Genomic DNA, 20,766 nt, shown 5'->3' with positions numbered 1-20,766 from the left:
CTGTGCTTGCCGTGCACGAACTCGAGATCCGCGTCGGAGCTCGTCTCCTCATGGAGGACGTGTCCTTCCGTGTCGAGAAGGGTGACAAGATCGGACTCGTCGGCCGCAACGGCGCGGGGAAGACGACGATGACCAAGGCCCTCGCGGGCGAGACGCAGCCCACGGGCGGCAAGATCGACCGCGGTGGGGAGATCGGCTACCTGCCGCAGGACCCACGCTCGGGCGACCCGGAGGAGACGGCGCGGAAGCGCATCCTCGACGCCCGCGGGCTCGGCGAGCTGGTGGAGGGCATCCGCCTCGCCACGCTCGACATGGCGAGTGACGACCAGGCCGTCGCCGAGAAGGCGATGCGCCGGTACAGCCGGCTCGACGACCAGTTCAACGCGCTCGGCGGCTACGCGGCCGAGGCCGAGGCAGCCTCGATCGCGTCGAACCTCAAGCTGCCGGACCGCATCCTCGACCAGCAGCTGAAGACCCTGTCCGGTGGGCAGCGGCGGCGCATCGAGCTCGCCCGGATCCTGTTCTCGGACGCCGAGACGATGATCCTCGACGAGCCCACGAACCACCTCGACGCCGACTCGGTCGTGTGGCTGCGCGAGCACCTGAAGACCTACCCCGGCGGCGTCATCATCATCTCCCACGACGTGGAGCTCGTCGACGAGGTCGTCAACCGCGTGTTCTACCTCGACGCGAACCGCCAGACCATCGACATCTACAACATGGGCTGGAAGCTGTACCAGCGCCAGCGCGTCGCCGACGAGGAGCGTCGCCGCAAGGAGCGCGCGGGCGCCGAGAAGAAGGCCGCGACGCTCAAGGACCAGGCCGCTCGCTTCGGTGCGAAGGCCTCGAAGGCCGCGGCTGCGCACCAGATGGTCGCGCGGGCGGACAAGCTGCTCGCCGGACTCGAGGACGAGCGCGTCGCCGACCGGGTCGCCAAGATCCGCTTCCCCACGCCGGCCCCGTGCGGCCGCACCCCGCTCATGGCGGAGGGGCTGTCGAAGTCCTACGGCTCGCTCGAGATCTTCGCGGGCGTCGACCTCGCGATCGACCGCGGTTCGCGCGTCGTGATCCTCGGGTTCAACGGTGCCGGCAAGACGACGCTGCTCCGGATCCTCGTGGGTGCCGACCTGCCCGACACGGGCGAGATCCAGCCAGGCCACGGTCTGCGCATCGGGTACTACGCGCAGGAGCACGAGAACATCGACATCAACCGCACGGTGATCGAGAACATGGTGTCGGCGTCGACCGACCTCAACGAGACCGAGGCCCGTCGGGTGCTCGGGTCGTTCCTGTTCACCGGCGACGACGGCTACAAGAAGGCCGGGGTCCTGTCCGGCGGTGAGAAGACGCGTCTGTCGCTCGCGATGATCGTCGTCTCGGGCGCGAACGTCCTGCTGCTCGACGAACCGACGAACAACCTGGACCCGGCGTCGCGCGAGGAGATCCTGAACGCGTTGGCCGGCTTCGAGGGTGCCGTCGTCCTGGTGTCCCACGACGCCGGCGCGGTCGAGGCGCTCAACCCGGAGCGCGTCCTGCTGCTGCCGGACGGCACCGAGGACCACTGGAACAAGGACTACGCGGAGCTCATCGAGCTCGCCTGACGCCGGCCAGCCGGGCGGGCGGAGCCCGTCCGCACGGTGCCGGGTTCGCGGTCCGGTGCGGCGAAACGTGCTGGGTGCGCGCTTGTAGCGGGGCACGGTGTGCGGAAGTTCGCACGGGGTTGCGAGGTGCGCACGGTGCGGCCTGGAGGCGCGGTGCCGGTCGTGCACCGCGCCTCCCGTCCGCACGGTGCCGGGTTCGCGGTCCGGTGCGGCGAAACGTGCTGGGTGCGCGCTTGTAGCGGGGCACGATGTGCGGAAGCCCGCACGGGGTCGCGAGGTGCGCACGGTGCGGCCCGGAGGCGCGGTGCCGGTCGTGCACCGCGCCTCCCGTCCGCACGGTGCCGGGTTCGCGGTCCGGTGCGGCGAAACGTGCTGGGTGCGCGCTTGTAGCGGGGCACGGTGCGCGGAAGCCCGCACGGGGTTGCGAGGTGCGCACGGTGCGGCCGCGCACGCGCACGCGCGCCGGCCGTCAGCGACGGGACGCGATCAGGTCGTCCTCGATCTCGGCGTCGGTCTTCGGCTTGGCGTCCTTGCGGCGCTGCCGCTCCTGGGCGCGCTCGCGTTCCTCCGGGTCGTCCTGGTTGAGGTTCCGGTACTCCTGCACCATCACGTACGCCAGGAACCCGAAGCCGCCGGCCGCGAACAGGAACCACTGGATGAAGTAGCTCAGGTGCAGGCCGGTGTCGGCGGTGGGGCGTTCCCAGCCGAGCGGGCGGGCTTCGGTCGGGGCGGGGGACTCGGACGCGAGTTCGCCGTACGCGCCCGTCCAGATCGGGGTGTCCACCTTCTTCGCGACGTCCGCCAGGGTGACCGACTGCACCTGGTCGGTGTGCGCGGGGTCGGTGCGGCCGGGGATGCGGGGCTCGCTCTGCTGCAGGCGGACGATCGCCGTCACCTCACCCGACGGGGGAGCGGGTACGTGGTCGGGGGCGTCCTGCGCGTTGCCGGTGGGGACCCAGCCGCGGTCCACGATGAACGCCTGGCCGTCGTCGGTGACCAGCGGGGTGAGGACCTCGAAGCCGGGTTGGCCGTTGTGCACGCGGTTGCGGACGAGCAGCTGCGCGTCGACGTCGTACCGGCCGGTCACGGCGACCCGGAGCCACTCCTGCTCGTCCTGCCAGCTCGAGGCCGTCGGCAGCGCCTGGTCGAGGGGCACGGGGGTGTGGTCGTAGTTCTGGGCGACCTGCTCGTTCTGGCGGACGGCCTCGTTCCGGCGGTCCCACTGCCACATGCCGAACAGCGCGCAGACGATCGCGAACGCCACGGCGATCGCGAAGTACCCGAGCCAGCGGCGACTGCGGACGAAGTGCCAGCCGACGAAGGGCTCGTCCGGGTCCTGGGCGGGACGGTCGTCGGCCGGCACGGACCGACGGGCGTGGTCGGCGGCGCGCTGCAGCTTGGCTGCGTGCTTCCGGCCGTACCGGGAGTGCGGGTCGAAGTCGTCGGTCATCGACCGGTGCCGGTGGAGCGCACCCCGACGTCGTTCTTCGGCGACGATGCCGGGTCGCGTTCGTCGTCGAGCCGGTCGACGTCCTCGTGCATGCCGGTGACGCGCACCGGGAAAGTACGGGACCGCAGGTAGTCGGCGAGGAAGTCGCGGTGCTCCTCGCACGCCGCCCAGATCTTCACGCGGTCGGCGGAGTGGATCCGGGGGTTGCGCCAGTTGACCCGCCACGCAGCGGTGTTCGAGCAGCCGGCACGCGAGCACACGGGGGTCGAGCCCGGCTCGGTGTGCAGGTCGAAGGTGGCCCCCATCAGCGGTGCCCCCACATCTTCGAGCGGTCGCCGTTGCGCTGCCACTCGTCCTGCGCGTGCTGCGCCTGCTGCCGGAGGCGGTCCTGCTCGTCGCGGTAGGCCTGGGCGCGGTCCTCTTCCTGCTGCTCCCGGAGGCCGGGGTCGACCGCGTCGTAGAGCTGCATCGCACCGGCGGGGGAGATCATGTCGCTCTCGGTCCGGCTACCGGCGTTCGCGACGATGACGGCGACCCAGGGGATCACGGCGGCGAGGACGATCGGCACGACGGCGATCCAGGAGTGCCAGATGGAGTAGACGAGCACGGCCACGACGAACAGGACGACGCGGATCGCCATCTGCCACACGTAGCGGGACAGGCGGTGCGCCCGGTCCAGCTCCGGCGAGTCCGGGAGCGTGGTGATGCTGGTGTGCGTGCTCTTCATACAGATGGTCTCCGTCTACCCGTGGTCAAGCCTAAGCCTCCGGGACCGATCGTGGGTGCGCCGCGCGCGAACGGGCTGTCGTGGTGGCTCCGGTACGCTCGTCCGGGCGTGTCCGCCGACCCGTCGGCACGACACGACCGCACACCACCACCGAACGGAGCGACCATGAGCACCCCCCGTACCGTCCTGATCACCGGCGGCAACCGCGGCATCGGCCACGCCCTCGCCGAGCGCTTCGTCGCCGCAGGGCACCGCGTCGCGGTCACGTCGCGGAGCGGACAGGGCGGACCCGAGGGTGCGCTCACCGTGCAGGCCGACATCACCGACACGGCGTCGGTGGACGCCGCCTTCACGCAGGTCGAGGCCGAGCTCGGCCCGATCGAGGTGCTCGTCGCGAACGCCGGCATCACGAACGACCAGCTGCTGCTCCGCATGTCCGAGGACGACTTCACGAGCGTCGTCGACACCAACCTGACCGGCACGTTCCGCGTCGTCAAGCGCGCCACCAAGGGCATGATGAAGGCGAAGTTCGGCCGCATCGTGCTCATGTCGAGCGTCGTCGGCGCCTACGGCCAGATCGGCCAGGTCAACTACGCGTCGTCGAAGGCCGCCCTGGTCGGCATGGCCCGCTCGATCACCCGCGAGCTCGGCTCGCGCGGCATCACCGCCAACGTCGTCGCGCCCGGGTTCATCCAGACCGACATGACGGCCGCGCTGTCCGACGAGCTGCAGGCCGAGTTCAAGAAGGCGATCCCAGCCGCCCGCTACGGCACGGTCGACGACGTCGCCGACGCCACGCTGTTCCTGGCGAGCGACGGGGCCGGGTACGTCTCCGGCGCGATCATCCCGGTCGACGGCGGCCTCGGGATGGGCCACTAGCCGCCCGTCCGGGTCAGCCGCGCAGGCCGAGCGTCGCGAGAACGGCGGACAGGTCGCGGTCCACGACCGCGACGTCCGCCTGCTCCCGCACGCGCGGCTTCGCGTCGAACGCCACCGACAGGGCGGCGACGCGCATCATCTCGAGGTCGTTCGCGCCGTCGCCGACCGCGACCGTGCGGACCGCGTCCACGCCGTCGGCCTCGGCCCACTCGCGCAGGGCGACGGCCTTCGCGTGCGCGTCCACGACGTCGCCGAGGACGCGTCCGGTCAGTACGCCGTCGGTCACCTCGAGCCGGTTCGCCCGGCAGTGGTCGAGACCGAGTTGCTCGGCGAACGGGTCCAGGACCTCGTGGAACCCGCCCGACACGACACCGACGGTCCCGCCCGCGGCGTGCACGCCGCGGACGAGCTGGTCGGCCCCCCGCGTCACGCGGACCGCCTGCTGTGCGCGTCGGAAGACGTCGACCGGGAGGCCCGTCAGGGTCGCGACACGCTCCCGGAGGCTCTCGGCGAAGTCGATCTCCCCGCGCATGGCGCGCTCCGTGATCGCCGCGACCTGTGGCCGGGTCCCGGCGGTGTCCGCCAGGAGTTCGATCACCTCGTCCTCGAGGAGGGTGGAATCGGCATCGAGGACGACGAGGAAGCGGGGCACGCACCAACGGTACCGACAAGAGGAGGCACGGCCCGCGTCCGTGACGCGAGCCGTGCCTCCTGACCGTCCGTTCGTCGGTGTCGACGTGACCGGCCGACGCTACGCGTCGACGCGGACGCCCTTGCCGACCACCGTGATGCCCGACTCGGTCACCGTGAAGCCGCGGGCCTCGTCGGCCTCACGGTCGACGCCGACCTGCGCGCCCGGTGCGATGACGACGTCCTTGTCCAGGATCGCCCGGTTCACGACCGACCCCGCACCGATCGTCGCCCGCTCGAACACGATCGAGTCGAGGACCTTCGCACCGGAGTCGATCCCGCACCACGGGCCGATCATGCTGCGCTCGACCTGCGCGCCCGACACGAGGCAGCCGAGCGACACGAGCGAGTCGACCGTGGAGCCGGTGTTGCCGTTCGCGTCCCGCACGAACTTCGCCGGCGGCAGGTTCGTCTGCTGGTTGAAGATCGGCCAGTCCTGGTTGTAGAGGTTGAACACCGGGACCGGCGCGATGAGGTCCATGTGGGCGTCGAAGAACGAGTCGATCGTTCCCACGTCGCGCCAGTAGTACTTGTCACGGTCGGTGGAACCGGGGACCTCGTTCCGCTGCAGGTCGTAGACGCCGGCGTCGCCGCGGTTCACGAAGTCGGGGACGATGTCGCCGCCCATGTCGTGCGCTGAGGTCTCGAGCTGGCCGTCGCGGAGCACCGCGTCGACGAGGGCGTCCGCGTTGAACACGTAGTTGCCCATCGACGCGAGGACCTCGCCGGGGGAGTCGGCGAGTCCGACGGGATCCTTCGGCTTCTCGAGGAAGGCGTCGATCTTCGTCGGGTCGTCGGGGTCCACCTGGATGACGCCGAACTGGTCGGCCAGTTCGATGGGCTGCCGGATCGCCGCGACCGTGGCGCTGCGGCCCGAGGCGATGTGCGCCTCGACCATCTGGTGGAAGTCCATCCGGTACACGTGGTCGGCGCCGACCACGACGACGATGTCGGGGCGCTCGTCGCGGAGCAGGTTGAGCGACTGCAGGATCGCGTCGGCCGACCCGGCGAACCAGCGCTTGCCGAGCCGCTGCTGCGCGGGGACCGACGCCACGTAGGACCCGAGCAGGCCCTCCATGCGCCAGGTCTCGGCGACGTGCCGGTCCAGACTGTGCGACTTGTACTGGGTGAGGACGACGATCTTCTGCAGACCGGAGTTCACCAGGTTCGAGAGCGCGAAGTCGATGAGACGGAAGTTCCCGCCGAACGGGACTGCGGGCTTCGCCCGGTCGGCCGTGAGCGGCATGAGCCGTTTCCCCTCGCCGCCAGCGAGCACGATGCCGAAGACCTTCTTTGGAGCCATGCCGCTCACAGTAGGCGTCAGCACTGGGAACCGGTTACGTTGATCCAGTGCGAGTCGATCTGCTGACCAGGGAGTATCCGCCGGAGGTCTACGGCGGTGCGGGTGTCCACGTGTCCGAACTCACCGCTGCGCTGCGGTCGGGGACGGACACCGACGTCCGTGTCCGGGCGTTCGGGGCCTTCCGCGACGAAGCCGACGTCTGGGGGTACCGGACGCCGGCCGGGCTCGAGCAGGCGAACGGCGCGCTGCAGGCGCTCGGCACCGACGTGGCCATCGCTGCCGACGTCGAGGGTGCCGACCTCGTGCACTCGCACACCTGGTACGCGAACTCGGCGGGCCGGATCGCGCAGTTGACGTACGGCATCCCCCACGTCGTCACCGCGCACAGCCTCGAGCCGCTCCGTCCGTGGAAGGCCGAGCAGCTCGGCGGCGGCTACCGCCTGTCGAGCTGGATGGAACGCGAGGCGTTCGAGAACGCCGACGGTGTCATCGCGGTGTCGAAGGCCATGCGCGCCGACATCCTGCGCTCGTACCCGTCGATCGACCCGTCGAAGGTGCACGTCGTCTACAACGGCATCGACATCGACGCCTGGAAGCCGCAGGTCGACGAGGACGCCGTCCGCGCCCTCGGGATCGACCCGTCGCGTCCCAGCGTGGTGTTCGTCGGCCGGATCACCCGTCAGAAGGGGCTGCCCTACCTGCTCCGCGCCGTGGCCTCGCTCCCCGAGGACGTCCAGATCGTGCTCTGCGCCGGCGCGCCGGACACCCCCGAGATCCTCGCCGAGGTCACCGGGCTGGTCGAGGGCCTCCGCGAGCAGCGCGAGGGCGTCGTCTGGATCGACCGGATGCTCGCGCACCAGGAGATCGTCAACGTGCTGTCCTCGGGCACCGTGTTCGTGTGCCCGTCGATCTACGAGCCGCTCGGCATCGTGAACCTCGAGGCCATGGCGTGCGGGATCCCCGTCGTGGGCACCGGCACCGGGGGCATCCCCGAGGTCGTCGCGGACGGGTTCACCGGCCGCATCGTCCCGATCGACCAGGCGCAGGACGGCACGGGCACCCCGACCGACCCGGACAAGTACGTGGCGGACCTGGCGGCGACCCTCAACGAGGTGCTGGCCGACGAGGGGCTCGCGAAGCTCATGGGCCGCGCCGGACGCCTGCGCGTCGAGTCGGAGTTCACCTGGGACGCGATCGCCACCAGGACACGGCAGGTCTACGACGAGGTGCTCGGCCGGAACCCGTAGGCTGGTCGCATGCCCTCGGTCGTGCGCTTGTCAGACGTCTCCGTGGTCCGCAACGGGGCCACCATCCTCGACTCGATCTCGTGGGAGGTGCAGGACGACGAACGCTGGGTCGTGCTCGGCGCGAACGGTGCTGGCAAGACCACGCTGCTGCAGATCGCCGGCGCGCAGACGTTCCCGACCTCCGGTGACGTCGAGGTGCTGGGCACCGAGCTGGGCGGCGCCGACCTGTTCGAGCTCCGCCCGCGCATCGGCTTCGCGTCGACCGCCCTCGCCCGTCGCATCCCGGTGACCGAGAAGGTCATCGACGTCGTGCTGACGGCCGCGTACTCGGTCACGGGTCGCTGGAACGAGGAGTACGAGGAACTCGACGTCCGCCGTGCCCAGCGCGTGCTCGAGGAGTGGGGCCTGGGGTCCTTCACCGACCGCACCTTCGGCGAGCTGAGCGACGGCGAGCAGAAGCGCGTCCAGATCGCCCGCGCCGTCATGACCGACCCCGAGATCCTGTTCCTGGACGAGCCGGCTGCCTCGCTCGACCTCGGCGCCCGCGAGAGCCTCGTCCGCACCCTCGGCGGCTACGCCCAGAGCGCCGATTCGCCGGCGATCGTGATCGTCACCCACCACGTCGAGGAGATCCCCGCCGGGTTCACCCACGCCCTGGTGCTCGCCGACGGCCACGTGCAGGCCGCCGGACCGATCGACGAGGTCCTGACCGACGAGACCCTGACCGAGGCGTTCGGCATCGCGTTGTCCGTCACGAAGGACACCGGCCGCTACACGGCGCGCGCGTCGTAGCGCTGCGATCGTGCCGTCCGTCTGGTAACGTTGACGGCTGGCGCAAGCCGATGACTTCCCGCGCATCTCGCGCAATCCCACCACCGCTACCGCTATCGAGGAAACTCCATGAAGACCGACACCCACCCCGAGTACCGCGCCATCGTCTTCCGTGACCTGGCCTCCGGTGAGACCTTCCTGACGCGTTCGACCGCGAACAGCGACAAGACGATCGAGCTCGACGGTGCCACCTACCCGGTGATCGACGTCGAGATCTCGTCCGCTTCGCACCCGTTCTACACGGGCAAGCAGCGCATCCTCGACTCGGCCGGTCGCGTCGAGAAGTTCAACCAGCGCTTCAAGGGCTTCTCCAAGTAAGCAGCCCCACAGCACGTCGGAACGGGCGGTCCTCCTTCGGGAGGGCCGCCCGTTCCGCGTTGCGTCAGCCGTTGCGGTGCGGCCACCGGCCGTCCGCGGTGAACGACGGATCGCGCTTCTTGCGCATGTAGTCCTGGAACGAGGTCGCCTGCTCGGCGCACCACCCCACCTGCTTGCGGTGGAGCTCTTCGGCCGAGATGCCGAGTTCGTCCTGGTACTTGCCGGCGATGGCCTGGGCGACCCGACCGGCCGCGATCGCGTCCGCACCCGCGTCGTGCGCGTCGTCGAGGGTGACGCCGTACAGTTCGGACGCCGCCTCGAGCGTGCGCTTGCCCTTGCGGAACGTGTCGAGGGCCTTGTCGATGACGAGCGGGTCGACGACGTTGCCGATGACGGGGGAGGCGAAGCCGTGCCGTTTCGCCTCGCGGTCGAGGACCGTCAGGTCGTACGGCGCGTTGTAGATCACCAGCGGGATCCCGCGGGCGAACACGGCCTCGATCGCAGCGATGATCTCGGCCACGACCTCGGCGGCGGGACGCCCCTCGGCCTGGGCCCGCTCCGTGGTGTAGCCGTGCACGGCCGCGGCGCCCTCGGGGATCGCGATGCCCGGGTCGGCGATCCACGCGCCCTCGGCGATGGAGGCTCCGGTCATGTCGATGAGGCCGACGTGCGCCGTGACGATCCGCGCCGTCTCGACGTCGACACCGGTGGTCTCGAGGTCGAAGACGCCGAGGGCGTGCCACCAGGGGCGTCCGGAGAGGTCCTGCGCCGGGGCGGGCGTTTCGAGCTGTGCTGTGGGGAACGTCACGCGGTCAGGCTAACGGGACGCACCGACACCACCCGCGCTACCCGACCGGCGCGCCGACGTGCAGCCAGTAGAACGACTGCGTCCCGAGGGTCAGGGTGACGGTGCCGTCCTCGTCGAACGCGGGGAACGAGCCGCCGCCGAACAGGTCGTAGAGCGGGCGACCGGCGAACTCCGGGGCCGACACCGTGACGGACGTCGGGTTCGTGGCGAACGAGAACACGCACAGGACGTCCTCTGCCGACGGTCCGAACTGCTGCCCGGAGCCCTCCCACGAGCGCACGAACGCGAGCACCGACTCGTTCGAGGTCTCCTGCACGTGCAGCGTGCCCAGTCCGAACACCGGGTGGGCCTTCCGCACGTGGATGACGTTGCGGACCCAGTGCAGCAGGGAGCGCGACTGCGCGAGCTGCGCCTCGACGTTGACCTGCGCGTAGTTGTAGACGAGGGACTGCACGACGGGCAAGTAGAGCTTGCCCGGGTCCGCGGTCGAGAACCCGGCGTTGCGGTCGGGGGTCCACTGCATCGGCGTGCGGGACGAGTCGCGGTCGGGCAGCCAGATGTTGTCGCCCATGCCGATCTCGTCGCCGTAGTACAGGAAGGGCGACCCCGGCAGCGAGAACAGCAGCGCGTGGATGAGCTCGAGCTCGGCGCGCGAGTTGTCGAGCAGGGGAGCGAGGCGGCGCCGGATGCCGATGTTGGACCGCATCCGGGGGTCGTAGCCGTACCAGCCGTACATCGCCTGCCGGTACTCCTCGCTGACCATCTCGAGCGTGAGCTCGTCGTGGTTGCGCAGGAACACGCCCCACGCGGCCGCGGAGGGCACGTCGAGGGTCTCGGACAGGATCGCGGCGAGCTCCTTCGCGTGCTGCGCCCGGAGCGAGTAGAAGATGCGTGGCATGACCGGGAAGTCGAACGCCATGTGGCACTCGGGCTCCTCGTCGGTACCGAAGAAGGCGGCGGTCTCGCGCGGCCACTGGTTCGCCTCGGCGAGCAGGACGCGGCCGGGGTACTCGTCGTCGACCATCGCGCGCATCTTCTTGATGAACTCGTGGGTCTCCGGCTCGCCCTCGCCGTTGCCGTCCTCGGACTCGAACAGGTACGGGATCGCGTCGAGCCGCAGCCCGTCGACGCCCAGGTCGAGCCAGTGCCGGACGACGTCGTACACGGCCTCGACGACCGCGGGGTTCTCGAAGTTCAGGTCGGGCTGGTGCGAGAAGAACCGGTGGAAGAAGAACTGACGGCGGACCGGGTCGAACGTCCAGTTCGACTCCTCGGTGTCGACGAAGATGATCCGGATGTTCGGGTACTCCTCGTCGGTGTCCCGCCAGACGTAGAAGTCGCCGAAGGGGCCGTCGGGGTCTTCGCGCGACTGCTGGAACCACTCGTGCTGGTCGCTCGTGTGGTTGATCACCATGTCGATCACGATGCGCATGTTGCGCTCGTGCGACTTCGTGACGAGCTCGCGGAAGTCGTCGAGGGTGCCGAACTCCGGCAGGATCGCCTTGTAGTCGGCGATGTCGTAGCCGCCGTCGCGCATCGGGGACTGGAAGAACGGCGGCAGCCAGAGCGCGTCGACACCGAGCCACTGCAGGTAGTCGAGCTTGCCGATCACGCCCTGCAGGTCACCGATGCCGTCGCCGTTCGAATCGACGAACGAGCGGATCATGCACTCGTAGAAGACCGAGCGCTTGTACCACTGCGGGTCGAGCGTCAGGCCGGGCAGCTGGATCGGGGCTGTGAAGGTCACCGTGCTCCTCGTCGAAGGTCCACGGGCCGCATCGAGAGCCCGCCCCGGACACGATAGGCGCGCGATGCTGCGGGTGTCCGGGGTTTCGTGCGGATGTCTTCGTAGACTGGCGCCGATGCAACCGCCCGTGCTCTCCCCGTACCAGTCGCTCATGGCCGCCACGCCGGTGGTCCACCGGTCCGTGCAGGTCGACGGCCGCACCACGCACTACTGGGAGTACGGGCCGTCCGACGCGACGCAGACCGTCCTGGCGGTGCACGGCTTCCGAGGCGACCACCACGGCCTCGAGACCATCGCCGCGCACCTGACGGGCGTGCGCGTGATCGTGCCCGACCTGCCCGGCTTCGGCGTGTCCGACCCGCTGCCGGTGTCCGACATCGAGTCGTACGTCGCCTGGCTGACCGCGTTCCACGCCACGCTCGGACTCGGGCGCGACGCCGTCGTGCTCGGTCACTCGTTCGGTTCGATCGTGGTGTCGGCCAGCGTCGCCGCGGGGCTCGACACGCGGCTGCTCGTCCTCGTGAACCCGATCGCCGCTCCCGCGCTGCAGGGACCCCGGGCGGTCGGCACCGGGATCGCGATCGGCTACTACCGGGCCGGCGCGGTGCTGCCGAAGCCGATCGGACTCGGCATCCTGCGGAACGCCGCCATCGTGCGGGTGATGAGCATCGCGATGCTCAAGTCCCACGACCGCGGGATGCGCCGCTGGGTGCACGACCAGCACGACCGCTACTTCTCGGCCTTCGCGAACCGCACGAGCGTGCTCGAGGCGTTCCGCACCTCGGTCACCAACGACGTGTCCGAGTACGCGGACCGCATCGACGTGCCGGTCCTGATGATCGCCGCCGAGCACGACGACATCACGGCGGTGCCGGAGCAGCGCGCACTGGCCGCACGCCTGCACGATGCCGAGCTCGTGGTCATCCCCGGGGTCGGGCACCTGGTCCACTACGAGACACCGGCACCGGCCGCCGCCGCCGTGCTGCGCCGGATGGCGGACACACCCGCGCGCCCTGGACGCGGCCGCGCCGCCAAGGCGGGCCGACCGGCGGGCGCGGGCCGGGCCTCCAGGGCGACGGCGACGACGGCCAGCGCGACCGAGGAGACCGACGCGTGACGCGCCTGCGCATCGGCGTCGACTGCCGCTACGTCCGCATCGGCCGCCACGACGGCATCAGCCGGTTCACCGCCGGGGTTGTCGCGAATCTGCCCGACCGGCACGACTTCGTGCTGCTCGTCCACGACGAGCGCCAGCTCGAGTCCCTGCCGCGCGACCTGCCGTGGGAGCTGCTGCCGGCGCCGACCGACGCGGGGGAGCCGCTCGTCGCGCGACGGGTGAACCGGCTCGGCCTCGACGCGGTGTTCTCGCCGATGCAGACGATGGGCTCGCGGGGGCGCGACTACACGCTCGTGCTGACGCTGCACGACCTGATCTACTACCGGAACCGCACGCCGCCGCGGGAGTTCTCGTGGCCGCTCCGGCTCGGGTGGCGCGCGTTCCACCTGTCCTGGGCGCCGCAGCGGTTCCTGCTGAACGGTGCCGACGGAGTCGTCACCGTGTCGGAGACGACCGCCGGGCTCATCGCCGAGCACCGGCTGACGAAGCGTCCCGTGACGGTGGCGTACAACGCCGCCGACCCGGCGACACCGCGAGTGGCCGGCGCGCCGCGCGACCGCTCGCTCGTCTACATGGGTTCGTTCATGCCCTACAAGAACGTCGAGACGCTGGCGGCCGCGCTGCCGCTGCTCGGGGCGGACTGGACCCTGCACTGCATGTCACGGGTGTCGGACGCCGACCGCGCACGGCTCGAGGCGCTCGCGCCGGCCGGCGCGATCGTGTTCCACGACGGTGCGACCGACGAGGAGTACCTGTCCGTGCTCCGGTCGGCGACCGCCCTGGCGACGGCGTCGTTCGACGAGGGCTTCGGCATCCCGCTCGTCGAGGCGATGGGCGTCGGCACCCCGGTCGTGGTGAGCGACATCCCGATCTTCCGCGAGATCGGCGGCGGTGCGGCCGAGTACTTCGACCCGGCGTCGCCGTCGGCGGTCGCTGCTGCGGTGCGGCGGGTCGAGGAACGGTGGGACGAGGCCTCGGTGCAGTCGGTCGAGCGGGCGGCGCGGTTCCGGTGGCAGGACTCGGCGGAGCAGGTGGTGCGGGCGGTCGAGCGGGCCGTGGCCGACCGGCGCGCGCGGTAGGCGGGGGCGGGGCGGGGCCGGGTGGGGCGCGGCGGGGTCGGGTCGGGCTGGGCGGGGACGCGCGACGCGATGCGACATGGTCGACGTCGTGCGACATCGGTTCCGTCGTTCCGCGTCGGCCAACCGCCCGGCACCTACTTCGCCGCGACCACCTCGACGCTCGCCCCGGGGAACACCTTGTGCGTCTCCTCGGTCACCCGCGCCACGATCGGTGGGACGGCAGCCCCTCGTCCCGGGGTCTCGACGGTGATCGACTGGTCGGCGGCGCGGTCCGACGGGGTGCCACCGCGTTCCCACGAGCAGCGGACGGCCGTGACCCCGCCGATGTGGTCGAGCGTGTCCGCCAGCACCAGGCGCTTCGCCGTGACCGCACGGGAGTCGGAGACGCCCACCTCGAGCGTGCCGAGGTCGGCGATCGCGACGACCCGGACGCCGTTGCCGCCAGCCGAGTCGGTCGCACGGCTCAGGGTGTCGACGAGGTCGGTCCGGGCAGCGGCGTCCAGCGACGGGTCGGCCGTGATCGTCGCGGTGGCGTCGTAGCTCGCGAAGCCGGTCTTCTCGGCCCGGTGGTGGCGGACCTCGGTGACGCCCGGCACGTCGGCGAGCCGGTCGTCGAGCCGGTCGAGGGCCATGTCCGGTCGGGGGAACACGCCGCCGATGCCGTTCTGCACGCTGCCGATGATGGTGCCGAGCACGAGGGCGATCACCCCGGCGACGAGGACGGTGCTGCCGCCGATGACGAGCCAGGTGCGGGCCCGTTGTCCCATCGTGCGGGTCTGCACGCTGGCGGTCTCGGGGCCGAAGGCACGGTCGAGGTCGTCGTCCTGCCGGTCGGTGGCTTGCCAGCCACCCGTGTCGGTTCCGTCGGTCACCATGTCGCCCCCTGGTTCGGGTGCGTCGGAGCCTAGTCGCAGGATGGCCGTGCCGTCCGCTCAGCCCCGGCGTTCCAGCGGGTTCTGGTAGTCGAACGCGTACCGCCCGGGCCCGTCCGAGACGTCGTCGATCGGGTCGTCGAACCGGACGAGCTCCGCGTGGAAACGCTCGGGGTCCCAGCGGAACGAGTGGATCGAGCCGTTGCGGATCGGGGTCGCGTGCCGATCGGCGGTGCCGGGCGCCGCCTCGTTCACCACGCTCCGGATCACCGCGCCGTGGGTGGCGACGACCACGACCCCGCCGTCGAAGCGCACCGCGACCTCGCCGAGCGTCTCGGTGATGCGGGCGAGCAGCGCCGACCGGGACTCGCGCCCGGGGATGTCGTCGTGCGGGTACCGGGCCGTGACCTCGGTGTCGGTGAGTCCCTCGGCCTCGCCGTAGGAGCGTTCCGCCAACCCGGGGTACGTGGTGGGCGCTGCCAGTCCGAGGCGGTCGGCGATGATCGCCCCGGTCTCGGCGGCGCGGGACAGCGGTGAGGCGACGACGGCGTCGAACCGCCGTCGGGCGAGGAGCTCGGCGGCTTCGGCGGCCTGTCGCCGTCCGGTGTCGTTGAGCGGGATGTCGGTGAAACCCTGGATGCGGCGCTGCGCGTTCCAGTCGGTCTCACCGTGCCGGACCAGGTACAGGAGCGTCGTCACCCGTCGATCATCCCAGACGGCTGAGCGGACCCCGCGGGCGCGGACCCCGCCGCCCCCAGCCGCTCGGCCAGGTGCACCAGCGTCTCGGTCGTCCCGCCGTCGAGCTTCACGGCTGCGCGGCGGTCGCTGCGGGTGGCACCGCGGTTCACGATGACCACGGGGTTCTTGCGGCGGGCAGCGTGGTCGACGAGCCGCACGCCGGAGTTCACCGTCAGCGACGACCCCACCACGAGCAGCGCTTCGGCGTCGGCGACGATCGACACGGCCTCGTGGAACTTCTCGGTCGGCACGAACTCGCCGAAGAACACGACGTCCGGTTTGAGCATCCCGCCGCACACCGAGCAGTCGGGCACCACGAAGCGTTCGACGTCGGTGATCTCGACGTCGCCGTCGGGCTGCAGCTGCACCGAGCCGGGCTCGTCGATCCACGGGTTGGCGCGGTCGATCGTCGTGGCGAGGTCGGCGCGCGAGAACACCTGCCCACACGTCAGGCAGAGGGCGCGGTCCATCGACCCGTGGATCTCGACGACGCGGCGCGATCCGGCGCGGAGGTGCAGTCCGTCGACGTTCTGGGTGATGACCCCGGTGACGACACCCGCCTGCTCGAGCGCGGCGAGTGCCCGGTGTCCCTCGTTCGGCCGGGCAGCGGCGAAGCTCCGCCAGCCGAGGTGCGACCCGGCCCAGTACCGCTGCCGCTTGGCGCCGTCCGATCGGAACTCCTGGAACGTCATCGGCTTGCGCACGACGCGTCCGGCGCCGCGGTAGTCGGGGATGCCGGAGTCGGTGCTCAGGCCGGCGCCGGAGAGCACGGCGAAGCGTTTGCCCGCGAGCACCTCGACCACGCGGTCGAGGTCCGCTGCGGTCGGCGGACCGGTCGGCGGACCGGTCGGCGCCCCGGTGGGCGGTCCGGTCGTCGACGCAGCATCATCCAGCACCCTGTTCACGGTACCCTCAACAGCCGACCGTCCCGGTCGCTTCCCGACCGGCACGCCAGCCGCGACGCCAGCCGCGCCACCGACCGGTACGCCATCCGCGACACCAGCGCGTCACCGGCCGGCCCACCACCTGCGCCACACCGAAACGAGCCCCGTGCACCCCGTCCGCATCGACTCCCTCGACGACCCCCGCCTCGACGACTTCGCCCGTCTGACCGACGTGGCGCTCCGCCGGGTGAGCGAACCGGAGGGCGGCCTGTACATCGCCGAGTCGAACACGGTCATCGAGCGCGCGGTCCGTGCCGGGCACGTCCCCCGGAGCATCCTGGTGCAGGAGAAGTGGCTCGACAGCGTCCTGCCGCTGGTAGCCGACCACGACGGTCCGGTCTTCGTCGGTCCCGATGCCCTGCTCGAGGAACTCACCGGCTTCCGCATGCACCGTGGCGCGATCGCCGCGGTGCAGCGCCCCGAGCTGCCGACGGTCGCCGAGGTGGTGCGGGACGCGAAGCTCGTCGTCGTGCTCGAGGACATCGTCGACCACACGAACGTCGGAGCCGTGTTCCGCAGCGTCGCCGGTCTGGGCGCCGACGCGGTCCTGGTCAGCCCGCGCTGCGCCGACCCGCTGTACCGCCGGAGCGTCCGGGTGAGCATGGGCACGGTCCTGCAGATCCCGTGGACCCGGATCGGCGAGTGGCCGGCGGCGGGCGAGGAACTGCGTGCGCAGGGTTTCCACCTCGCCGCGATGGCGCTCACCGACGAGTCCGTCGACCTCGCCCAGTTCGCCCGTGACGTCCCCGGCAAGGTCGCGCTCGTCATGGGTACCGAGGGGCAGGGGCTGACGCCCGCCGCGATCGCGTCGGCCGACACCACGGTGCGGATCCCGATGGCGCACGGGGTTGACTCGCTCAACATCGCCGCGGCGAGCGCCGTCGGACTGTGGGCGGTCACCCAGGCCCAGCGACTCGCCTCCTAGCGCCGCGACGAGCGGACCGGGAGGCGCGGCTCGCGTCAGTGCTGCAGCATCCGTCCGGCACGGATCACCAGGGCACGGTCGGTGCCCGGTCCGCCGACCAGGCAGACGCCGACGGGTGCGCCGTCCACGGTGAGGGCGGGAGCGCTGACCGCCGGCAGGCCGCCCACGCTCGCGAGGCTCGTCATCGCCGTCGTCGCGGTCCGGGTGCGTTCGAGCGCCGTGGTGTCGGCGGCGATGAGCGGTGCGGGCCCCGGGACGGTCGGGAAGAGCAGGGTCCGGTCGGCGAGCGCCGTGCGGATCGTGGCCCGGACGTCGTCGAGCCGCGCGACGGCGTCGGCGGTGGCGGCGGGGTCGTTCGCCCGGGCGGCGGCGAACCGGTCGCCGACGACGGCGCTCAGGGCGCCGGGGTGGGCGTCGATCCAGGCACCGTGGGCGGCGACGGCCTCGGCGGCCTGCACGAGGCGCAGGAGTTCGCGCAGGTCGTCGAGCGGCGGGACCCCGAGGTCGGCGAGCCGCACAGGATCGATCGGTGCGTCCTGTCCGGCGACGAACGCGGTGAAGGCCTCGGCCACGGCGGGCTCGACCAGGTCCAGCAGTTCGGTGGGCACGAGCAGTTCGGACGCGGCGGGCGTTCCCGGGTCCGACGGCACCGTGGCGTCGAGCGCCGCGAGCAGGACGTCGGCGCTCCGGGTGAGCCACCCCACCGTGTCGAAGGACGGCGCCAGCGGGAGCAGGCCCTGTCGGGACACCGCGCCGTGGGTCGTCCGGAGGCCCCACAGCCCCTGGTACGAGGCGGGGACCCGCACCGATCCCGCGGTGTCCGTGCCGATCCCGATCTCGGCCATCCCGAGGCGGACGGCCGATGCGGATCCGCTGGACGAGCCTCCCGGCAGTCGGGTCGGGACCGCCCCGTTGGGCGGGGTGCCGTGGTGTTCGTTGCGACCCGTCAGGTTGTACGCGAACTCGTCGGTGCGCGCGATGCCGCGGATCGACGCGCCGGCGTCGAGGAGCGCGGCGACGGCGGCGGCCGGCGAGGTCGCGACGGGGGACTCGCGCAGGTACGTGGGGTTGCCGGCGCCGACGGGCTGGCCGGGGACGGCGTAGAGGTCCTTCACCGCGACGGTGCGTCCGTCGAGCGGTCCGGACGCGGTGGGGGCGACCAGCGGGTCCCCGACGGCCCGCCAGACCGTGGTGTCGAACGCCTTGGGGCGGCCGGTGACGTGGGCGGCCTCGATGCGCCAGCGCGGACCGCCGGTGCCGGACCCCGTGTGGGTGCCCGTGTCGCCGTCGCGGCGCCACAGCTGGGTCTGGAGGCCCTGCCCACCCGCCGCGAACTCGGACACCGACACGACCAGGGCGAGTCCGTCGGCCAGGGGTCGGACCTCGACACGCGTCAGCGAGCGGGCCTGGACCCCACCCCGTGCCCCGCGGAACGCGCTGATCGCGTCGTGCCCGACGAGCAGGCCGCGGTCGTCCCCGCGCATCGTGCCGGGCACGTCGACGAACGCGGCGTCGAGGGCGTCGAGGTCGTTCGCGGCGAGGGCGGCCTCGTACGCGTCGAGGGCGTCGAGCAGGCCCTCCGGCGCTCCTGTGGTCATCGGGCGGGCTCCTCGAAGTCGGCCTTGCGGATGCGGGCGTGTGCGCCGGTGACCAGGTCGACCACCTGCGAGATGTTGAAGTCCGTCGCGGCGGACAGGTAGGCGTACGCCAGGTGCGGCTCCATGCCCCAGCGGGCACCGAGGATCGCGACCGCGTGCCGGACGCAGGCGCGGACGGCCTCGTCGAGGTCCGGGTCCATGCCGGTCGGCACGAGGAACTCGTGGGTCTCGACGAGCGGCCAGACCAGGTCACCGAACTGCTGCGCGGCCTCGGCGGCGGGCGTGACGTCGAACCGGACGGTCGCGCGGAGCGATGCCTCCATCGCGGTCAGGGCGACCTCGCCGTCACCCTGCGCGAAGTGCGGGTCGCCGACGTAGGCGAGCGCCCCGGGCACCAGGACCGGCAGGTGCAGCTGCGCGCCGACCTGCAGCAGGTTCACGTCGACGTTGCCGCCGTGCCGGCCCGGTGGCACCGAGTGCAACCGCTCGCCGGGCGTCGCGACGCCCATGATGCCGAGGAAGGGGGCGAGCGGGAAGTGCGCGAAGCGGTCGCGGGCACCGGTCAGGGGGATGCGGCCCCGCCGGCCCTCGGCCGTGTCGACCACGTCGGCGAAGACGCTGACCGTGGTGCCGTCGACCGGGTACTCGCCGTGCAGGGCACCACGGCCGTGCCGGTTCGAGACGACGCCGTAGTGCACGCGCGGCAGCGTCTCGAGCACCGTCATGGTCAGGACGTCGCCCGGTTCGGCACCCTCGACGGCGATCGGGCCGGAGACCACGTGCGGACCGTCGGTGGACGGGTCACGACGAGCGGCGCGGGCGATCGCGTCGGCGTCGTCCAGCACGTGCTCCGGGGCGACCCCGTGCGACCCGAAGTACGCGCGCGGGTCGCTGCCCTGGTCGGGCAGGATCCCCTCGTGGCTGACGGTGTCGACCGTCACGTCCTCGCCGGACGCGATCGTGATCGCCGGGCGGTCGTCGCCGTTCGGCAGTCGACCCCAGAGGACCGTGTCGGGGTCGACGGGCAGGTAGCGCGCTGAGCGGACGGGGCCGGCACCGGGCTGCAGGGTCGGGATCGCGGGAGTCGTCATCGTGGTCATCGGTCGGCCTTCCGTTCGACGAGGTGGGCGACGTCGGCGAGGTGGTCGGTCATCGCGTCACGGGCGCCGTCCTCGTCGTGACGTCGGATGCAGTCGAGGATCCGTTCGTGCCAGACGAACGACGAGCGGCGACCCTCGCTGGTGCTGTGCGACCGGGCACGGACGTCCTGCACCCACCCGCTGCTGAGCTCGCACAGGGACACCAGCAGCGGGTTGCCGGAGGCGCGCGCGACCTGCACGTGGAACGCGACGTCCTGGGCCAGGGACTCCTCGGGGCTGAGCCCCGCGTGCGTGGCGGCGAGGACGCGTTCGAGGGCGAGCAGGTCCGCTTCGCCGGCACGGACCGCGGCGAGGCCGGCGACCCTCGGCTCGACCACCGTGCGGAACTCGGCGACGTGCTCGGCTCGTCGCGCCAGGTCGTCGCCGTGGGCCGCGCCCGTCTGCTGCTCGAGCAGGGCGGTCGCCTCCTCGGAGCGCGGCAGCACGACGGTGCCACGGCCGGGTGTCCGGGAGACGAGCCGACGGCGCTCGAGCTCCTGCATGGCCTCACGCACCGTGGTGCGTGACACGGCGAGGTCCTCGGCCAGGGTCCGCTCCGGCGGGAGCTTGTCGCCGGGTGCCAGGTCCTCGAGCACCAGGCGGGCCAGGTGCGCGGCGGTCGCGGCGCTCAGTGTGCGGCCTCTCTGCATGAGCACGAGCCTACGGTCCGTTGGTCCGATTGGTTCATTGGTACGACCAACGTTTACACGCTCGTCACACGACGAAACGGAGCCGGAAACACGGCGGGCGAAG

General features: G+C 71.7%; 21 protein-coding genes. 8 read left to right on the top strand and 13 right to left on the bottom strand.

Going from position 1 to position 20,766, the window contains the following annotated elements:
* Window positions 1–2: 2 nt before the first annotated feature.
* Window positions 3–1,601: an ABC-F family ATP-binding cassette domain-containing protein gene (locus ACGH48_RS10485; protein ID WP_396288503.1), complete on the top strand. Its 1,599-nt coding sequence runs from the start codon at window positions 3–5 to the stop codon at window positions 1,599–1,601.
* Between the two features lie 469 nt (window positions 1,602–2,070).
* Here ACGH48_RS10485 and ACGH48_RS10480 read toward each other — a convergent pair whose 3' ends face one another.
* Genes ACGH48_RS10480 through ACGH48_RS10470 form a run of 3 tightly spaced genes read right to left on the bottom strand, consistent with a single transcriptional unit; the run spans window position 2,071 to window position 3,778 of the window.
* A complete protein-coding gene (locus tag ACGH48_RS10480) occupies window positions 2,071–3,051 on the bottom strand; it encodes an SURF1 family protein (RefSeq protein WP_396288501.1) in 981 nt (326 codons plus the stop codon).
* Entirely contained in the window at window positions 3,048–3,356 is a 309-nt protein-coding gene (locus tag ACGH48_RS10475) for a hypothetical protein (RefSeq protein ID WP_374114431.1), read from the bottom strand. The genes ACGH48_RS10480 and ACGH48_RS10475 overlap by 4 nt, the downstream gene beginning before the upstream one ends.
* On the bottom strand, window positions 3,356–3,778 hold the full coding sequence (locus ACGH48_RS10470) for a DUF3099 domain-containing protein (protein WP_123312561.1): 423 nt from the start codon (window positions 3,776–3,778) through the stop codon (window positions 3,356–3,358). Before ACGH48_RS10470 ends, ACGH48_RS10475 begins: the two co-directional genes overlap by 1 nt.
* Before the next feature lie 165 nt (window positions 3,779–3,943).
* Between ACGH48_RS10470 and fabG the strand changes: the two genes are divergently transcribed.
* Complete coding sequence (gene fabG / locus ACGH48_RS10465; RefSeq protein WP_027465673.1) at window positions 3,944–4,657, top strand: 3-oxoacyl-ACP reductase FabG; 714 nt, start codon at window positions 3,944–3,946, stop codon at window positions 4,655–4,657.
* 13 nt (window positions 4,658–4,670) lie between these two features.
* Here the strand turns inward: fabG and serB are convergent, their stop codons facing one another.
* Window positions 4,671–5,309, bottom strand: a complete 639-nt coding sequence (gene serB / locus ACGH48_RS10460) for a phosphoserine phosphatase SerB (protein WP_340197671.1) — start codon at window positions 5,307–5,309, stop codon at window positions 4,671–4,673.
* A 99-nt stretch (window positions 5,310–5,408) separates the two neighbouring features.
* Entirely contained in the window at window positions 5,409–6,650 is a 1,242-nt protein-coding gene (gene glgC, locus ACGH48_RS10455; RefSeq protein WP_222657766.1) for a glucose-1-phosphate adenylyltransferase, read from the bottom strand.
* A gap of 47 nt (window positions 6,651–6,697) precedes the next feature.
* On the opposite strand from glgC, the gene glgA reads away from it, so the two are divergent.
* The 3 genes from glgA to ACGH48_RS10440 all read left to right on the top strand — a co-directional run bounded on the left by glgA (window position 6,698) and on the right by ACGH48_RS10440 (window position 9,046).
* Complete coding sequence (gene glgA, locus ACGH48_RS10450) at window positions 6,698–7,897, top strand: glycogen synthase (RefSeq protein ID WP_123312565.1); 1,200 nt, start codon at window positions 6,698–6,700, stop codon at window positions 7,895–7,897.
* A 9-nt stretch (window positions 7,898–7,906) separates the two neighbouring features.
* The gene (locus ACGH48_RS10445) at window positions 7,907–8,689 is read left to right on the top strand and encodes an ABC transporter ATP-binding protein (RefSeq protein ID WP_396288497.1); all 783 of its coding nucleotides are present in this window, start codon (window positions 7,907–7,909) and stop codon (window positions 8,687–8,689) included.
* 108 nt (window positions 8,690–8,797) lie between these two features.
* Window positions 8,798–9,046, top strand: a complete 249-nt coding sequence (locus ACGH48_RS10440; protein ID WP_017887280.1) for a type B 50S ribosomal protein L31 — start codon at window positions 8,798–8,800, stop codon at window positions 9,044–9,046.
* 64 nt (window positions 9,047–9,110) lie between these two features.
* On the opposite strand, the gene ACGH48_RS10435 is transcribed toward ACGH48_RS10440, so the two are convergent.
* Both ACGH48_RS10435 and treS read right to left on the bottom strand, forming a co-directional pair.
* Window positions 9,111–9,854 (bottom strand): 3'-5' exonuclease, encoded by a 744-nt coding sequence (locus ACGH48_RS10435; RefSeq protein WP_396288494.1) that lies wholly within the window; start codon window positions 9,852–9,854, stop codon window positions 9,111–9,113.
* A gap of 37 nt (window positions 9,855–9,891) precedes the next feature.
* A complete protein-coding gene (gene treS / locus ACGH48_RS10430; RefSeq protein WP_123312572.1) occupies window positions 9,892–11,601 on the bottom strand; it encodes a maltose alpha-D-glucosyltransferase in 1,710 nt (569 codons plus the stop codon).
* Between the two features lie 115 nt (window positions 11,602–11,716).
* Here treS and ACGH48_RS10425 point away from each other — a divergent pair, with 115 nt between their 5' ends.
* Both ACGH48_RS10425 and ACGH48_RS10420 read left to right on the top strand, forming a co-directional pair.
* Window positions 11,717–12,718 (top strand): alpha/beta fold hydrolase, encoded by a 1,002-nt coding sequence (locus tag ACGH48_RS10425; RefSeq protein ID WP_396288492.1) that lies wholly within the window; start codon window positions 11,717–11,719, stop codon window positions 12,716–12,718.
* 5 nt (window positions 12,719–12,723) lie between these two features.
* Window positions 12,724–13,797, top strand: coding sequence for a glycosyltransferase family 4 protein (locus ACGH48_RS10420; RefSeq protein WP_396291119.1), 1,074 nt, complete (start codon window positions 12,724–12,726; stop codon window positions 13,795–13,797).
* Between the two features lie 134 nt (window positions 13,798–13,931).
* Here ACGH48_RS10420 and ACGH48_RS10415 read toward each other — a convergent pair whose 3' ends face one another.
* Genes ACGH48_RS10415 through ACGH48_RS10405 form a run of 3 tightly spaced genes read right to left on the bottom strand, consistent with a single transcriptional unit; the run spans window position 13,932 to window position 16,303 of the window.
* Window positions 13,932–14,672, bottom strand: a complete 741-nt coding sequence (locus ACGH48_RS10415) for a hypothetical protein (RefSeq protein ID WP_396288490.1) — start codon at window positions 14,670–14,672, stop codon at window positions 13,932–13,934.
* A 57-nt stretch (window positions 14,673–14,729) separates the two neighbouring features.
* Window positions 14,730–15,368: a histidine phosphatase family protein gene (locus ACGH48_RS10410; protein WP_396288488.1), complete on the bottom strand. Its 639-nt coding sequence runs from the start codon at window positions 15,366–15,368 to the stop codon at window positions 14,730–14,732.
* Entirely contained in the window at window positions 15,365–16,303 is a 939-nt protein-coding gene (locus tag ACGH48_RS10405) for a Sir2 family NAD-dependent protein deacetylase (RefSeq protein ID WP_396288486.1), read from the bottom strand. Before ACGH48_RS10405 ends, ACGH48_RS10410 begins: the two co-directional genes overlap by 4 nt.
* Before the next feature lie 154 nt (window positions 16,304–16,457).
* Between ACGH48_RS10405 and ACGH48_RS10400 the strand changes: the two genes are divergently transcribed.
* Window positions 16,458–17,276, top strand: coding sequence for a TrmH family RNA methyltransferase (locus ACGH48_RS10400; RefSeq protein WP_396288484.1), 819 nt, complete (start codon window positions 16,458–16,460; stop codon window positions 17,274–17,276).
* A 35-nt stretch (window positions 17,277–17,311) separates the two neighbouring features.
* Here ACGH48_RS10400 and ACGH48_RS10395 read toward each other — a convergent pair whose 3' ends face one another.
* From ACGH48_RS10395 to ACGH48_RS10385, 3 genes are read right to left on the bottom strand one after another with little or no spacing between them, the layout of a single operon-like run.
* A complete protein-coding gene (locus ACGH48_RS10395) occupies window positions 17,312–18,874 on the bottom strand; it encodes an AtzH-like domain-containing protein (protein ID WP_396288482.1) in 1,563 nt (520 codons plus the stop codon).
* Window positions 18,871–19,974 (bottom strand): acetamidase/formamidase family protein, encoded by a 1,104-nt coding sequence (locus ACGH48_RS10390; protein WP_396288480.1) that lies wholly within the window; start codon window positions 19,972–19,974, stop codon window positions 18,871–18,873. The genes ACGH48_RS10395 and ACGH48_RS10390 overlap by 4 nt, the downstream gene beginning before the upstream one ends.
* A complete protein-coding gene (locus ACGH48_RS10385) occupies window positions 19,971–20,663 on the bottom strand; it encodes a FadR/GntR family transcriptional regulator (RefSeq protein WP_396291118.1) in 693 nt (230 codons plus the stop codon). The genes ACGH48_RS10390 and ACGH48_RS10385 overlap by 4 nt, the downstream gene beginning before the upstream one ends.
* Window positions 20,664–20,766 lie beyond the last annotated feature (103 nt).

Origin of the sequence: Curtobacterium pomorum (assembly GCF_044497295.1) — a bacterium.
In the GTDB taxonomy this organism is placed as follows: domain Bacteria; phylum Actinomycetota; class Actinomycetes; order Actinomycetales; family Microbacteriaceae; genus Curtobacterium.
The sequence above is the reverse complement of the archived record's forward strand: the minus strand, read 5'-3'. Positions and strand labels throughout refer to the sequence as shown.